The 15,140-nt window shown below is 71.0% G+C and carries 17 protein-coding genes; 10 read left to right on the forward strand and 7 right to left on the reverse strand.

Translation table 11 applies throughout. The features are described from left to right. Positions 1-45: 45 nt before the first annotated feature. The 5 genes from ACFHPP_RS06340 to ACFHPP_RS06360 are packed head-to-tail and all read right to left on the reverse strand — an operon-like array spanning position 46 to position 5,177. Entirely contained in the window at positions 46-1,428 is a 1,383-nt protein-coding gene (locus ACFHPP_RS06340) for a dipeptidase (protein WP_437162416.1), read from the reverse strand. Further along, entirely contained in the window at positions 1,425-1,928 is a 504-nt protein-coding gene (locus ACFHPP_RS06345; protein WP_437162417.1) for a CinA family protein, read from the reverse strand. The genes ACFHPP_RS06340 and ACFHPP_RS06345 overlap by 4 nt, the downstream gene beginning before the upstream one ends. Further along, complete coding sequence (locus ACFHPP_RS06350; protein WP_437162418.1) at positions 1,928-2,374, reverse strand: phosphatidylglycerophosphatase A family protein; 447 nt, start codon at positions 2,372-2,374, stop codon at positions 1,928-1,930. Before ACFHPP_RS06350 ends, ACFHPP_RS06345 begins: the two co-directional genes overlap by 1 nt. Continuing rightward, positions 2,371-3,213 carry an alpha/beta fold hydrolase gene (locus ACFHPP_RS06355; protein ID WP_437162419.1) on the reverse strand — a complete coding sequence of 281 codons (843 nt, stop codon included), beginning with the start codon at positions 3,211-3,213 and terminating at the stop codon, positions 2,371-2,373. The genes ACFHPP_RS06350 and ACFHPP_RS06355 overlap by 4 nt, the downstream gene beginning before the upstream one ends. Then, positions 3,210-5,177 carry a transglycosylase SLT domain-containing protein gene (locus ACFHPP_RS06360; RefSeq protein WP_437162420.1) on the reverse strand — a complete coding sequence of 656 codons (1,968 nt, stop codon included), beginning with the start codon at positions 5,175-5,177 and terminating at the stop codon, positions 3,210-3,212. The genes ACFHPP_RS06355 and ACFHPP_RS06360 overlap by 4 nt, the downstream gene beginning before the upstream one ends. Positions 5,178-5,282: 105 nt before the next feature. Between ACFHPP_RS06360 and dapA the strand changes: the two genes are divergently transcribed. From dapA to ACFHPP_RS06385, 5 genes are read left to right on the forward strand one after another with little or no spacing between them, the layout of a single operon-like run. Beyond that, a complete protein-coding gene (dapA, locus tag ACFHPP_RS06365) occupies positions 5,283-6,161 on the forward strand; it encodes a 4-hydroxy-tetrahydrodipicolinate synthase (protein ID WP_437162421.1) in 879 nt (292 codons plus the stop codon). Between the two features lies 1 nt (position 6,162). Beyond that, positions 6,163-6,648: an SsrA-binding protein SmpB gene (gene smpB / locus ACFHPP_RS06370; RefSeq protein WP_437162422.1), complete on the forward strand. Its 486-nt coding sequence runs from the start codon at positions 6,163-6,165 to the stop codon at positions 6,646-6,648. Positions 6,649-6,701: 53 nt separating this feature from the next. After that, positions 6,702-7,580, forward strand: a complete 879-nt coding sequence (locus ACFHPP_RS06375; RefSeq protein ID WP_437162423.1) for an alpha/beta hydrolase family protein — start codon at positions 6,702-6,704, stop codon at positions 7,578-7,580. A gap of 56 nt (positions 7,581-7,636) precedes the next feature. Further along, positions 7,637-8,308, forward strand: coding sequence for a sulfite oxidase-like oxidoreductase (locus ACFHPP_RS06380; protein WP_437162424.1), 672 nt, complete (start codon positions 7,637-7,639; stop codon positions 8,306-8,308). Positions 8,309-8,345: 37 nt separating this feature from the next. Then, positions 8,346-8,846, forward strand: a complete 501-nt coding sequence (locus ACFHPP_RS06385; protein WP_437162449.1) for a glutathione peroxidase — start codon at positions 8,346-8,348, stop codon at positions 8,844-8,846. Positions 8,847-9,015: 169 nt separating this feature from the next. Here ACFHPP_RS06385 and ACFHPP_RS06390 read toward each other — a convergent pair whose 3' ends face one another. Continuing rightward, positions 9,016-9,708 carry a hypothetical protein gene (locus ACFHPP_RS06390; RefSeq protein WP_437162425.1) on the reverse strand — a complete coding sequence of 231 codons (693 nt, stop codon included), beginning with the start codon at positions 9,706-9,708 and terminating at the stop codon, positions 9,016-9,018. An 11-nt stretch (positions 9,709-9,719) separates the two neighbouring features. Further along, positions 9,720-10,349, reverse strand: a complete 630-nt coding sequence (locus ACFHPP_RS06395; RefSeq protein ID WP_437162426.1) for a uracil-DNA glycosylase — start codon at positions 10,347-10,349, stop codon at positions 9,720-9,722. A 38-nt stretch (positions 10,350-10,387) separates the two neighbouring features. On the opposite strand from ACFHPP_RS06395, the gene folK reads away from it, so the two are divergent. The 5 genes from folK (at position 10,388) to lepB (ending at position 15,078) form a co-directional block, all read left to right on the forward strand. Next, positions 10,388-10,921, forward strand: a complete 534-nt coding sequence (gene folK / locus ACFHPP_RS06400) for a 2-amino-4-hydroxy-6-hydroxymethyldihydropteridine diphosphokinase (protein WP_437162427.1) — start codon at positions 10,388-10,390, stop codon at positions 10,919-10,921. Between the two features lie 81 nt (positions 10,922-11,002). Beyond that, positions 11,003-11,398, forward strand: a complete 396-nt coding sequence (gene rpoZ / locus ACFHPP_RS06405; protein ID WP_437162428.1) for a DNA-directed RNA polymerase subunit omega — start codon at positions 11,003-11,005, stop codon at positions 11,396-11,398. 64 nt (positions 11,399-11,462) lie between these two features. Then, positions 11,463-13,709, forward strand: coding sequence for a RelA/SpoT family protein (locus tag ACFHPP_RS06410; protein WP_437162429.1), 2,247 nt, complete (start codon positions 11,463-11,465; stop codon positions 13,707-13,709). Between the two features lie 87 nt (positions 13,710-13,796). Then, entirely contained in the window at positions 13,797-14,219 is a 423-nt protein-coding gene (gene acpS, locus ACFHPP_RS06415; protein ID WP_437162430.1) for a holo-ACP synthase, read from the forward strand. 106 nt (positions 14,220-14,325) lie between these two features. Further along, on the forward strand, positions 14,326-15,078 hold the full coding sequence (gene lepB, locus ACFHPP_RS06420) for a signal peptidase I (protein ID WP_437162431.1): 753 nt from the start codon (positions 14,326-14,328) through the stop codon (positions 15,076-15,078). Positions 15,079-15,140 lie beyond the last annotated feature (62 nt).

Genomic DNA, 15,140 nt, shown 5'->3' on the forward strand with positions numbered 1-15,140 from the left:
GCGCGGCGCCCACGGCAGGCTTGGCGCCTGCCGTGGGTGGCCCATCTACGCCAGCTTCGCCAGCAGCCGCGCATGGCTGCGGGTGCCCTGGTGGAAGCAGCGCATGTCGAACTTCTCGTTCGGGCTGTGCACCTGGTCGTCCTCCAGCCCGAAGCCCATCAGCACGCTGTCCAGCCCCAGCACGTCCTTCATCGAGGACACGATGGGGATGGACCCGCCGCAGCCGATCATGGCGGCGGGCTTGCCGTATTCATCGGCCAGCGCCGCCTGCGCCGCCTTCACGAATGCGCTGTCCGCCGGCACTTCAATTCCCGGGCTGGCACCGCCGCCCTGGAAGGTCGCGGTGGCATCCGCCGGAAGCCGGGCCCGGACGAACTCCTGGAACGCCGAAAAAACCTTGTCGTGGTGCTGGCCTGGGACGAGCCGGAAGGTGATCTTGGCGTGCGCCTCGCTCGGGATCACCGTCTTGCTGCCGGCGCCGGTATAGCCACCCCAGATGCCGTTGATGTCGGCGGTCGGCCGCGCCCACAGCCGTTCCAGCGCGCCGCGATCCTTCTCGCCGACCGGCACCGACAGGCCGATGTTGCCGAGGAAATCATGCTCGGAGAAGCCCAGCGCCTGCCACTGCGCCCGCAGGTCCGGCGAAAGCTCCGGCACGCCGTCGTAGAAGCCCGGCAGCTGCACCCGGCCCTGCGCGTCGTGCAGGTCGCCCAGGATCCTGGTGATCAGGTTGTTCGGGTTCAGCGCGCTGCCGCCATACATGCCGGAATGCAGGTCCCGGCTCGCCGCCTTGATGTCGAGCTGCACGAAGCACATGCCGCGCAGGCGGGTGGACAGCGCCGGCGTGTCGATGTCCCACATGCCGGTGTCGCTGATGATGGCGACGTCCGCGCGCAGCTCCGCCACGTTGGCGGCCATGAAGGGCGCCAGGTTGGGGGAGCCGATTTCTTCCTCGCCCTCGATCACTGCGGTGATGGCGCAGGGTGGGCCGCCGGCGATGGCGTGACAGGCGCGCATCGCCTCGATCCACATCAGCACCTGGCCCTTGTCGTCCACCGCGCCGCGCGCGACCACGCGCTTGCCATGCGGGCCGTCGACGATGACGGGCTCGAAGGGCGGGCTGGTCCACAGCTCCAGCGGGTCCGGCGGCTGCACGTCGTAATGGCCGTAGTACAGCAGGTGGCGGGAGGTTCCAGCCGGACCCGGATGATGCGCCACCACCACCGGGTGCTTCGGCGTCTGCCGCAGGCTGGCCGTGAAGCCGATGTCGATGAGCTGGTCGCGGATCCACTCGGCGGCGCGGACGCAATCGGCGGCGTGATCGGGCTGGGCGCTGATCGAGGGGATGCGCAGCCACTCCACCAGGCGGCCCACGGCGGCGTCGTGGTCGGCGTCGATGGCGGACAGAAGCTGGTCGGTCAGGCTCATGCGGAAGGCTCCGTTGGCAGGGCGCGGCGGATCAACTGGAAGGCCGCGGAGACGGTGGCGGCGCGGATCGCGGTGCGGTCGCCGGGGAAGACGTGGTGCTCGGCGAGCGTGGCGCCGCCGGTGCTGGCGCAGGCCAGGTGCACCAGCCCCACCGGTTTCTCCGCGCTGCCGCCACCGGGGCCGGCGACGCCGGTGCAGGACACCGCGAGATGCGCCTGGGCATCCACCAGCGCACCTTCCGCCATGCGGCGGGCGACGGGTTCGCTGACGGCGCCGAAGGCCTCGATCATCGCGGCGGGCACGCCGACCATGCGGGTCTTGGCCGCGTTGGAGTAGGTGACGTAGCCCGCCAGCACGGTGGCGGAGGAGCCGGGGATGGCGGTCAGCGCCGCGGCGATCAGCCCGCCGGTGCAGGATTCCGCCGTGGCGAGGGTGAGGCCCCGCGCCTGGAGTTCCGCCAGCAGCGCCTGCGCATCGTCCAGGATCTTGGCTTGCAGCATCACGCGATCACTCCGGGCAGCAGCGCATGGAACGCCAGCAGGGCGATAGCGGCGAGGGCGCCCGCGATCACATCGTCCAGCATCACGCCGAAGGCGCCGGGCTGGCGGTCCGCCCAGGACACCGGCCAGGGCTTGGCGATATCCAGCAGCCGGAACAGCGCGAAGGCCAGCAGGACGCCGGGCAGGGTGGCGGCGGGCAGGGCGGCCAGCGTCAGCGCCATGCCGGCCGCCTCGTCGGCGACGAACCAGCCGGGGTCCTCCGTCTCATCGTCCAGCACCTCCCGCGCCGCCCACCAGCCGGCCACGGCGAAGACCATCGCCAGCACCAGGCAGGCGAGGGGGCCGAGCCAGGCGGCGGGGAGGATCAGCGCGGAGCCCCAGGTGCCGGGGCCCGGCCGCAGCCGGCCGACGCCGCCGAGGGTCGCGACCAGCAGGGCCGGCGTCATGCGATGCGGTCGAGGAAGGTATCGAGCGCCGCGACCGAGGCCGGTTCCTCCAGCGTCGGGCAATGGCCGGTCGCGGCGATCTCGACGAACCGCATGTCGGGCCGGGCTTCCTGCATGCGCTCCGCCGTGTCCTCCGACAGCAGTTCGGACAGCGCACCGCGCAGCAGCAGCAGCGGGGCATGGGCCAGGGCGCCGAAGGCGGGCCAGAGGTCGGGCAGCTTGCCGTCGCCGCGCATCGCCTCGGCGATGCGGATGTCCCAGCGCGGATGCCAGGCCCCGTCCGGGCCGGGGCGGTAGGTGCCGGCGGTGAAGCGGCGCCAGGCCTCGGGATCCATCACCATCGGCGGCAGGGTCTGCTTGAGGTGGTCCACAGCGGCATCCAGGCTCGGCAGGGCCGGGTCGCGCGCGACGAAGTTCTGCACGTGGTCCAGCGCCACCGGCTCCAGCACCGGCCCGACATCGTTCAGCACCACGCCGGCAATCGCGGTCGGGCGCAGGATGCCGAGGATCATGGCGAGGATGCCGCCGAAGCTGGTGCCGACGATCACCGCCCGGTGGCCATGCAGCGCGGCCATCGCATCCAGCACGTCGCGCAGGCTGTGCTCGATGCCGTAGCGCGCGGGGGACGCGGCGCGGCCGCTCTCGCCGTGGCCGGCATGGTCCAGCGCGAGGATGCGGCGGCGGCCCTCATGACGCTCCGCCAGCGCGTCGAAATCCTCCGCCGTGCGGGTCAGGCCGGGCAGGCAGAGGATGGGGGTGCGGCCCTCCGGCCCCGGATGGTCCAGCGCCGACAGCATCAGCCCGTCGCGCGCGGTGAAGGAAACCCGCCGGCTGCTCACTGGCGGCCTGCCATCAGCGCGGAAAGCGGGTGCGGCAGGTCGCCGGTGGCCGGGTTGCGGGCGCGGTAGACCACGACATTCTCGATCACGCGCTGGACATAGTTGCGGGTTTCGGAGAACGGGATCTGCTCGATCCAGTCCAGGATATGCGGCCCGTCCGGCGTGCGCGGGTCGCCATAGGTGGACAGCCACTGGTCCACGCGCCCCGGCCCGGCATTGTAGGCGGCGGCGGCCAGCGGCATGGCGCCGCCGAACCGGGCGAGCATCTGGTCGATGAAGGCACTGCCGAGCCGGAGGTTGTGCGCGGCATCGGTCGTCAGCATCGCCGTGCTGTGCGGCACGCCGAGCCGCCGCGCGACGGAGGCCGCCGTGGCCGGCAGCAACTGCATGGGCCCGCGCGCATTGGCGGAGGACACCGCCGAAAGGTCGAAATTGCTCTCCTGCCGGGTGATCGCATAGACCAGCGCCGGCTCGGCGCCGTCGCTGGGTGCCGCGTAGGGGGTGGGCCAGCCATCCTCCAGCAGCATCACGCCATCCGCCCCGGCCCGCCGCGCGATCCACACCGCATGGTCCGGCCGGCCGATGGCGACCCCGAGGCGCGCGATCAGCCAGCGATCCGCCGCATCCGGCGACAATTCCTCCAGCCGCAACAGGAAGGTGCGCGCACGGTCCGACTGCCCGAGATCGGCCAGCGTGATTGCCGCCCGCACCATGTCCCGCCCGAGGAACTGCACGCCGACCTCCTGCGCCGGGGCCGGCGAGGGCAGGCCGGAGATGCGCGCCGAAAGCTGGGCGGGGCTCTCGCCGAGCGCGAGGCTGGCCAATTGGCCGTAGAAGGTGACGGGCATCGTCGCCGCGTCCCGCCACTTCGCCTGCGCCTCCGCCGCGCGGCCCATATTCGCCAGCGCGGCGCCTTCCCAATAGGCGCTGCGCGCGCGGGTGATGACGCTGCGGCTGCCCTCGCCGACCAGGGCGAAATGGGTGCGCGCCTGGGCCGGCTCGCCCAGGCGGCGCAGTGCGATGAAGCCGGCGAGGAACTCGGCCTCCTGCCGTTCCAGGCTGGCCTCCGCCTGGCCGTGGTTCGCCGCGATGCGGTAGGCGGCGGCCGGGTCGCCGAGGCGCAGCAGCTTGCGGGACAGCACCTGGCGTTCGGTCCAGATCGCCTTGGCGGCCTCCGGCGGGATGTCCGCCTGCCAGGGCGCCGCGGCGGTCCAGATGGCGGCGGCCTCCGCATCCCGGTCGGCGCGGCGCAGCAGCCGGGCACGCTCATGCGCCACGCCGATGTCACGCACCTGGTCGAGCGCCGAATCGTTGCGGCCGCCGCGAGCGGCCAGGCGGGCGTCCAGGATGGCGCGGCGGGGCGAATCCAGCAGCGGCAGCAGGCGCGCCGCGGCGCCGGTGGCCCCGTCCCAGAATTGCCGGTCGGCGCGCCGCCAATGGTCGTCCGGCGTCAGCAGCGCCGCGTTGCGGGCCAGGAAGTCCTGCTCCGCAAAGCTGTCGCCGGCGGCATCCTGCCAGCCGAGGCGCAGCGCGGCCGTGGCCTGGGCGGGCTGGCCGGCGCGGGTCAGGGCATCGCCATGCCGTTGTGCGCCGGCCAGGCTGCGCGCCGGGTTGCGGGCGAAGTGGCGCAGCGCCAGCGCGTCGTCGCGGTCGCCCGCCAGCGCTTCCTCGGCGCGCAGCGCCAGGGTGTTGGGCAGCGGCCAGTCCGGATTCGCCTCCACCCAGGCGGCCAGTTCCGCCGCGCCGGCGCCGCTGGTCCGGTTCTGCAGCCTGGTCCAGTCCACCAGCTTGCGGACGGCGGGGTCGGCGGCGCGGGCCAGCGCCACCGCCTCCTCGAATCGGGATTGGCGCAACGCCTCCAGCGCCTGCCGGCCGGCGGCGCGGCTGGGCTCCGGCGCCCAGGGCTGGGCGAGAGCCGGGTTTGCGAGGGCGGCGAGGAGCAGCAGGGTGAGGGCAGGGCGCATCAGGTGATCCTAGCGCAGGATGGCCAAAACCTCGCGCCCTTGTCGCGCGGGGGACGGGCGACTAGCTTCCCCGGTCCTTGCAAACCACCGGATTGGCAGAAGAACATGTTCAAGGGATCGCTCGTGGCGCTGGTCACGCCCATGCAAGCCGATGGGTCCCTGGACGCCAAGGGCTTTTCGGACTTCGTGCAGTGGCAGATCGCCGAAGGCACCCAGGGCCTCATCCCCGTCGGCACCACCGGCGAGAGCCCGACGCTGAGTCACGCCGAACACCACAAGGTGGTGGATTTGTGCATCGAGGCCGCGGCGGGCCGCGTCCCGGTGATTGCCGGCACCGGGTCGAACAGCACGGCGGAGGCGGTGGATCTGACGCGCCACGCCAAGGCGGCCGGGGCCGATGCCGCGTTGGTGGTGACGCCCTACTACAACAAGCCGACCCAGGAAGGCCTGTACCTGCACTTCATGGCGATCGCGGATGCGGTCGACCTGCCCATCATCATCTACAACATCCCGCCGCGCAGCGTGGTGGACATGTCGGTCGAGACGATGGCGCGGCTGGCCAAGCATCCGAACATCGTCGGCGTGAAGGACGCGACCGCGAACCTGACCCGCCCGCAGCACACCACCGCCGCCTGCGGCCCGGATTTCTGCCAGCTGTCCGGGGAGGACCACACCGCGCTCGCCTTCCTCGCCGCCGGCGGCCACGGCTGCATCAGCGTCACCGCCAACATCGCGCCCCGGCTGTGCCGGGAGATGCACGATGCCTGGGCCGAGGGCCGCATCGGCGATGCGCTGGCGATCCAGGCGCGGCTGCTGGCGGTGCATGACGCGATGTTCTGCGAAACCTCGCCCGGCCCGGTGAAGTATGCGGCCAGCCTGCTTGGGCATGGCACGGCGCATTGCCGCCTGCCGATGGCGCCGATCGCGGAGGCCTCCCGCAGCCGGGTGCGCGCGGCGATGACAGGGGCGGGGTTGCTGAACTGAGATGGCGGAACCCCGCAAGAAGGGCCTGATCAGCCACGGCATCGCCGCGCAGAATCGCAAGGCCCGCTACGACTACAAGATCGGCGAGGAGATCGAGGCCGGCGTGATGCTGGTGGGGCCGGAGGTAAAGTCGCTGCGGGCCGGCCGCGCCACGCTGACGGAGGCCTGGGCCGGCGAGCGCGACGGGGAGATGTGGCTGTTCAACTGCTACATCCCGGAATGGCAGGCCGGCAGCCATGTCGCGAAGTTCGAGCCGCGCCGCCCGCGCAAGCTGCTGCTGCACCGCAAGCAGGTGCAGAACCTGGCCGCCAGCATCGCGCGGGACGGCATTTCGCTGGTGCCGCTCGATATCCACTTCAATGAGCGCGGCGTGGCGAAGATCCTGCTCGGCGTCGGCGAGGGCAAGAAGAAGCACGACAAGCGCGCGGCGATCGCGGAGCGCGACTGGTCGCGCGACAAGGCCCGGCTGATGCGGGACCGCGGCTAGCCGCCAGGCTCCGGCTCTGCGACCTTCCGCGAGGGTTGAGCGGGGGCGTCGCGATGCGTGCCGGTTGGTTGATCGGGCTGTTGTGGCTGGCGGGCTGCGTGGCGCCGGCGGTGCGGTCGGATGTGGCGCCAGCGCCTGTCGCGGAGCCGGGACTGCTCGAGATCCCGGTGCCAGGTACCGGCCAGTCCATCTCCGCGCGGCTCTGCCGTCCAACCGTGGCAGGACCCGTCCCACTGGCCGTCATCAACCATGGCTCGCCGGCACGGGCCGCCGCGCGGCCTGGCATGCGGCCCGTGGCCTGCGCGGCGGAGGCGGTGCAATGGTTCACCGCGCGCGGCTTCGCGGTGCTGCTGCCGCTGCGGCGCGGCTATGGCGCGGCGGGCGGGCGCTGGGCGGAAGGTTTTGGCGCCTGCGACAGCCCGGACTATGCCCGCGCCGGGCGCGAATCGGCCCTGGATATCGAGGCGGCCATCCTGCACGCGCTGCGCCTGCCGGGCATCCGGCCGGGCGGGGTCGTCGTCGTCGGGCAATCGGCCGGCGGTTGGGGCGCGCTGGCGCTGGCGGCGGACCGGCCCGCGGGCGTCGCCGCTGTGGTCAACATGGCGGGCGGCCGCGGCGGCTGGGCCGGCGGTGTGCCAGGGCAGGTCTGCGCGCCCGGCCGGCTGGTGGCGGCGGCCGGCGAATATGGCCGGTCCGCCATCCTGCCGACGCTGTGGCTGTACACCGCCAATGACAGCTTCTTCGGCCCGGAGCTGGCGGCCGGGATGCACCGCGCCTTCACGGCCTCGGGCGGGCGGGCGGAACTGCGGGCGCTGCCGGCCTTCGGCACCGATGGCCACGCGCTGTTCTTCGGCGCCGGCGGCAGCGCGGTCTGGGGGCCGATGGTGGAGGCGTTCCTGCGCCAGCAGGGCTTTACCAGCCGTACTCCATGAGCCGACCCTTGCATCCGGCAAAGCCAACTTCACCTATCCTCCAGCAGGAGGCGGCGATGGCCGAGGATGACGACGTCCCGCTCAGCGGCCAGATTCGGGACAGGCTGGTGGAGGCCAAGCAGGGCTGGGCCCGCGATGGCCGCCTGCTGACCGGCACCACCGCCGACCCCGCCGCCACGCGCATGCCGCCCGGCCAGCGACTGGTAACGGATTTCCCGGTGCTGGACCTCGGCGTGCAGCCGGACGTGGCGCCGGAGAAGTACCGGCTGCGGGTGGAAGGCCTGGTTGCCGCCCCGCTGCGGCTGACGCTCGACGAATTCCTGGACTTGCGGCAGGCGACGCGGACCAACGACATCCACTGCGTCACCCAATGGTCGCGCTACGACAACCTCTGGGAGGGTGTGCCGGTGCCGGAGCTTCTGGCGCTCGCCCGGCCGAAGGACGAGGCGCGCTTCGTCAGCCTGACCAGCTACGACGGCTACACCACCAACCTGGCGATCGAGGATTTCGCCCGGCCGGACAACCTGTTCGCCCATGCCTGGGCCGGCGCGCCGCTGGAGCGGAAGCATGGCGGCCCGGTGCGGCTGGTGGTGCCGCATCTGTATTTCTGGAAAAGCCCGAAATGGCTGACCCGCATCGAATTGCTGCGGGAGGACCGGCCGGGCTTCTGGGAGGTGCGCGGCTACCACAACCGCGGCGATCCCTGGATGGAGGAACGCTATGGCTGATGTCTCCCGCCGCGCCCTGCTGGCCACGCCGATGCTGATGGCGGCCGCACCGGGCGGCACGGCCTTCGATTTCCGGCTGGAGTCGCTGGAAGGCGGCCCGCTCGCGCTGTCCGATTTCCGCGGCCGGGCGCTGCTGGTGGTGAACACCGCCAGCTTCTGCGGCTTCACCCCGCAATACGAGGCGCTGCAACGCCTGCATGACCGGTTCGAGCCGCAGGGCCTGACGGTGCTGGGCGTACCCTCCAACGATTTCCGCCAGGAAAGCACCGACGAGGCCAGGATCCGGGAGTTCTGCGAGACGGTCTATGGCATCACCTTCCCCATGGCCGGGCTGACTTCGGTGCGCGGGCCGCGCGCGCATCCGCTTTTCGCCTGGCTCGCGGCGCGGGCCGGCGGGCCACCACGCTGGAACTTCCACAAGTTCCTTGTGACGCGGGACGGCATTGCCGTGCGGTCCTTCACCACCGGGACGGCGCCCGACAGCCCGACCCTGGTGGGCGCGGTGGAGGCGGCGCTGGCCGGGCGCGCATTGGCCTGACCCGTACGGGCCTGACGCGGGTCAATGCAGGCGAGTCTGCAACTTTCATGACGCCACTTCGTTGGGGGGCTGTCGTGAGAGAGGGACAGTCATGAACAGCATCGTCTACATCGTCGGCGCCGTAGTCATCGTCATCGCCATCCTGAGCTTCCTCGGCCTGCGCTGAGGTTCAGGGCGGGGCGGGGACCGGCTGGTCCCAGCCCCGCCAGGCACGCCGCGCCATCCACAACGCCAACCCGAGGCCGCCGATCAACCCGCCGAGCGGCATGATGGCGAAGACCACGCCCATCGCGAAAGCGCCCTCGCGCTGCGAGACATCCAGCACCGCCCCAAGCCCCGCCGCCACGAACAGGCTGGTCAGCGCGCCGAGGATGGCGCCGCCGAGGAAGCCGCCGATGCCACGCATCGCGGCATGACCCAACCGGGTCGGCCGCGCACCGTGCCGCGCGCCGCCGGCCGCCCCGGCCAGGGCGATGACCGCGACCAGCACCCACAACCCGGGTATCGACGGAACCAGTTCTGGCGACAGCAGAAATTCCAACAGGATGAAGGCGACCAGGAAGCCCAGGGGCAGCGCCATGGCGGCGCCCAGCAGAAAGCCGACCAGCGCCCGCCCGGGCGAACTAGGTTTCCGCCCGGGTGGCAGCGGCGCCGGCCCGAGCCTCCCGCGCAGCGTCATCAGCCGGTCGAACAGCGCCTCGCCGTCCTTCGGCGTGCCATCGGGCTGCATCGGCCAGGCCTCCACCATCACCCGCGTCCCTTGGTCGAGGCGCGGCGCAAGCTCGCGCAGCAGCGCATCGAGCGTGGGGCCGAAGACCTCCTGGCCGGTTGCGAGGCGCGCGAGGCGGCTGGTCTCCGGCATGGCTCGGGGCCTCATTCCAGACGGGTGACGATGTCCTGGACCACCGCCTCGAACATCTCGGTCGTGAGCCGTCCGGTGTTCGTGTTGTAGCGGCTGACATGGTAGCTGTCGGCCAGCAGCGTGCCATCCGGAAGGGCGTGCACGGCGCCATGCGCGAAGCGGAAGCGCGCCGCCGGAATGCGGTGGCTTTTCAGCCAGGCATTGTGTGCCACCAGCCCCAGGGCCAGCACGATGCGCAGGTTGGGCATGGCCTCGCGCTCGGCGATGACGAAGCGGTTGCAGGTGGCGGTCTCGGCCGGCGTCGGCAGGTTCTCGGGCGGCACGCAGCGCACCGCATTGGCGATGCGCACGCCGCGCAGCCGCATGCCATCGGCCGGGTCTTCCCCGTACGCGCCCGTCGCCAGGCCGTATTTCAACAGCGTCGCATACAGCAGCTTGCCGGCATGGTCGCCGGTGAAGGGCCGCCCGGTGCGGTTCGCGCCCTTCACCCCCGGCGCCAGGCCGAGGACCAGCAGCCGTGCCTCGCGCTGGCCCCAGCAGGGCACGGGGCCGTTGTGCCAGTCCGGCCACTTGGCGCGGTTCTCCAGCCGGTAGGCGACGAGGCGGGGGCAGAGGGGGCAGTCACGGCCCGGGCTGTCCAAGGCTTGGTCAATCCTGAAGGTGGCGGTATGGCGCCAGGATGATCCTTGTCGCGCTCGGCGCCAACCTCCCCGGGCCGGATGGGCGCGATGCGCTTGCCACCTGCCGTGCCGCCGCCGCCGCGCTGGATGCGCTGCCGGGGCTGCGGCTGCGGGCGCTGTCCCGCTGGTACGCGACGGCGCCGGTGCCGGCCGACCCGGCTTCGCCCGACTACGTGAATGGCGTGGCGCGGCTTGAAGGGCAGGCGCCGGACCCGGCTACGCTGCTGGCGGCGTTGCAGGCGGTGGAGGGGCGGTTCGGACGGGTGCGGCCCTATCCCAACGCGCCACGGACCCTGGACCTGGACCTGATCGACCTGGACGGGCTGGTGCGGGATGCGCCGGACCCCGTGCTGCCGCACCCACGGGCGCATATGCGGGCCTTCGTGCTGGCGCCGCTGGCGGATGTGGCGCCGGGCTGGGTGCATCCGGGCTTGAAGCGTACGGTCGGCGGGCTGCTGGCGGCGGTCGGGCTGGAAGGCTTTCGCGTGCTTGCGGAATCCGGCCTGGATGGCTACATGGAAGGTTCATCATAGGGGTGGGGAAGGGAGTCCTGCGCGCGATCCTCGCGCCTCGGGTTCCATATCCGCACCCCGCGCATCGGGATTGGAGCCGCCATGGCCCGCGTCACAGTCGAGGACTGCATCCTCCGCGTCCCCAACCGCTTCGAGCTGGTTCTGCATGCCGCGCAGCGCGCCCGCAACGTCAGCCGGGGTGAGGAACTGACAGTCGAGCGTGACAACGACAAGAACCCGGTCGTGGCGCTCCGCGAGATCGCCGAGGGCACCGTCGACCTGGACCTGCTGCAGGCCGACCTGGTGAAGTCGCTGCAGCGCGCGCCGGAGCCGGAGCCGGCCGAGGAGGAGGTGCTGGACCTCATCGCGACGGACGAGAACATCTTCGGCGTCATGGATGTGAACGAGGAGCAGATCGGCGATGGCGCCGGGCTGGAGGACCTCTCGGCCGACGACATCGAGGCGGCGATTGCCGCCGAACTCGGCGGGAAGCGCTGACCGAGGGCTGTCGGCGCGGGGGCCCGCCCCCCGCGCAACGAACAACGGCCAACCGCGGCCGCAAATGAACGCGCCCGGCGAGCAGGCAGCGGTCTCGCTGCCCTCCGTGCCCGAAATCCCGCCCATCCAGGGCGAGACCATCGGCCAGGAACTTGCCCGCCTCGTCGCCGCCTATTCCCCGCGCAGCGACACCTCGATCATCGAGCGCGCCTGGATTACCGCCGCCGCGGCGCATGAGGGGCAGAAGCGCGACAACGGCGACCCCTACATCATCCATCCCGTCGCCGTGGCCCGCACCCTGGTGCAGTACCGGCTGGATGCCGCCTCCATCGCCACCGCGCTGCTGCACGACGTGGCGGAGGATACCAAGGTTGGCTTGGCGGAGCTGGAGAAGCAGTTCGGCCGCGAAGTCGCCCGGCTGGTGGATGGCGTCACCAAGCTGACCCGGCTGGAACTGCAATCCGAGCGTACCAAGCAGGCCGAGAATTTCCGCAAGCTGGTCCTGGCGATGAGCGAGGATATCCGGGTGCTGCTGGTGAAGCTGGCGGACCGGCTGCACAACATGCAGACGCTGCATTTCGTGCCGCAGGAAGCCCGCCGCCGGAAGACCGCCCGCGAAACCATGGAAATCTACGCGCCACTGGCCGAGCGCATCGGCATGGACGCGCTGAAGACCGAGATGGAAACTCTGGCCTTCCGCGAGTTGGAGCCTGACGCTTCTCAGTCCATCGTTGCCCGCCGCGGCTTCCTCTACGGCCAGGGCGCCGACCTGATCGCGGAAATCCGCACCGACCTGCGGCGCGTGCTGGAGGAAGCCGGAATCGACCTGCTGGAGCTGACGGGCCGGGAGAAATCGCCCTACGCCATCTGGCTCAAGATGCACGGCAAGAGCATCGAGTTCGAACAGTTGTCCGACATCATGGCGTTCCGCGTCATCGTTCCGGACCAGGCGGCCTGCTACCAGGCGCTCGGGGTGCTGCACTCGGCCTACCGGGTCGTGCCGGGGCGGTTCAAGGACTACATCTCCACCCCCAAGACCAACGGCTACCAGTCGATCCACACCGGGCTGACGGTGCCGGAACGCCGCAACGCCAAGATCGAGGTGCAGATCCGCACGCGGGAGATGCACGAGGTCGCGGAGTACGGCGTCGCCGCGCATTGGATCTACAAGCAGGGCGGCGCCGCGGCGCGCGACCAGCACAAGTTTCCCTGGGTGAAGGCGCTGCTGGAAATCCTGGAACAGGCCAGCGAGCCGCAGGAATTCCTGGACGCCACGCGGCTCGAACTGCACAGGGACGAGGTGTTCTGCTTCACGCCGAAGGGCGAGCTGATCGCGCTGCCGCGCGGGTCCACCTGCGTGGACTTTGCCTACCAGGTGCACAGCCAGGTCGGCGACCAGTGCGTCGGCGCCAAGATCAACGGCCAGATCAAGCCGCTGCGCACGCCGCTGGAGAACGGCGACCAGGTCGAGATCATCACCGCCCGCGGCGGCACGCCAAACCCGCAATGGGCACGCTTCGTCGTCACGGGAAAGGCGCGCGCCCGCATCCGCCGCTTCATGCACGCCGAACAGCGCAAGGTGCAGCAGCAGGAAGGCCGTGCGGCGATCGCCAAGGCGTTCCGGCAGGAAGGCGTCGAGTTCTCCGAGAAGCAGATGGAGCCGGCGCTGAAGGCGCTGAAGCAGACCAACTTCGAAGAGATGTGCCTGCTGGTCGCCGCCGGCACCCTCTCCGCCAAGGACGTGCTGCACGCCATCTATCCCGAGTTGCGCGGGCCGCCGCGCGCCGCCGATTCGCTGCCGCTCGCGCGGTCCCGCCCGCGCGCCGTGCCGCTCGCCAAGGGCGGCTTCAAACGCGACGTGACCATGGGCATCACCGGGCTGGTGGCGGGGATGGAGGTGCATTTCGCCGGCTGCTGCCACCCGCTGCCCGGCGACCGCATCCTCGGCATCGTCACCACGGGCAAGGGCGTGACGGTCCACAAGACGGATTGCCACAACCTGTCCGGCTTCGCCGAAAGCCCGGAGCGCTTCATCGACGTGGACTGGGATTATGCCGGCGGCGCCGGCGTCGCCCATACCGGGCGGATCGAGGTGGTGACCGGCAACGATCGCGGCGCGCTCTCCGCGGTGACGGAGGCGATCGCGCGGCAGGAAGGCGCCATCGAGAACATCCGCATCGTCCATCGCGGCCCCGACTTCACCGAAATCGCGGTGGATGTGGAAGTGCAGGATTTGCGCCACCTGTCCAACATCATCGCGGCACTGCGGGCCTTGCAGGGCGTGGCCCAGGTCGAGCGATCCAAGGGGTGACCGCCCCCGATGGCCCCCCGGATAGCCACCGGGCGCAGCCGCCGCTGCGGCGGCGAGTACCGGAGGGCTGAATCGGGTGCGCAAAACATGATCATCGGCCTCGGCAGCGACATCATCGACATCCGCCGCATCGAACGCGTCATCGGCAAGTATGGCGACCGCTTCCTGGAGCGCATCTTCACCCCTGCCGAGCGCGCCAAGGCGAACCGGCGGACCGAGAAGATCCGCGCCGCCACCTACGCCAAGCGCTACGCGGCGAAGGAGGCCGCCTCCAAGGCGCTCGGCACCGGCTTCCGGGCCGGGGTGTTCTGGCGCGACCTCGGCGTGGTGAACCTGTCCTCCGGCCAGCCGACGCTGCGCATGCAGGGTGGGGCCGCGGCGCGGCTGGCCGCCATCACGCCCGCCGGGCATGCCGCGCATGTGGCGCTGACGATGACGGATGAGTTTCCCTACGCCCAGGCGATGGTCATCATCACCGCCGTGCCGCTGCCGCGCCTGGCGGGCGCCTAGTGGCGCTTTCCTTGACAGGTCGGGTCGTGGCGGGCTCTATCCCGCCCCGTAGAGACGCGTCCGGCATTTGGGGCGTCCGTTGAGGATGCCCGCGCAAATTCCTACCATGGCCAAACAGAAGTCGGGCGGCTGGCTCGAGTCCATCAAGACCGTGGTCTATGCCGGGCTGATCGCCATCGGTATCCGCACGGTCGCCTTCGAACCCTTCAACATCCCCTCCGGCAGCATGATTCCGACCCTGCTGGTGGGCGACTACCTGTTCGTCTCGAAATATTCCTACGGCTATTCGCGCCATTCCATGCCGTTCAGCCCGAACCTGTTCGATGGCCGCATCTTCGGCAGCCTGCCCGAACGCGGCGACGTCGCGGTGTTCAAGCTGCCGCGGGACAATTCGACGGACTACATCAAGCGCATCATCGGCCTGCCCGGGGACCGCATCCAGGTCCGCGCCGGCGTGCTGCACCTGAACGGCCAGCCGGTGCGGCGCGAGCTGGTCGGCCCCTTCACGGTGGAAGGCGACGGCCCCCGCCTGATCGTGCGCGAGTACCGGGAAATCCTGCCGCCGCAGCCGGGGGTGGAGCCGCACACGCACTACATCCTCGAGATGTCGGACGACCAGCGCTACGACAACACCCAGGAATTCCGGGTGCCCGAGGGCCACGTCTTCGCCATGGGCGACAATCGCGACAACAGCCTGGACAGCCGCGAGCAGAACGCCGTCGGCTTCATCCCGGTGGAGAACCTGGTCGGCCGGGCCGAGTTCATCTTCTTCTCCGTCGATGGCTCCGCCCGCTGGTGGGAAGTCTGGGGCTGGCCGATGGCGATCCGGTGGAGCCGCCTGCTCAGCGCAGTTCGGTGACCACCTGGATGAAGCCTTCTCCCCCCACAGGGGGGAGAGGGTTGGGTGAGGGGGGCATGCCC

The organism is Falsiroseomonas sp. E2-1-a20 (genome assembly GCF_051433195.1).
Taxonomy (GTDB): domain Bacteria; phylum Pseudomonadota; class Alphaproteobacteria; order Acetobacterales; family Acetobacteraceae; genus Falsiroseomonas.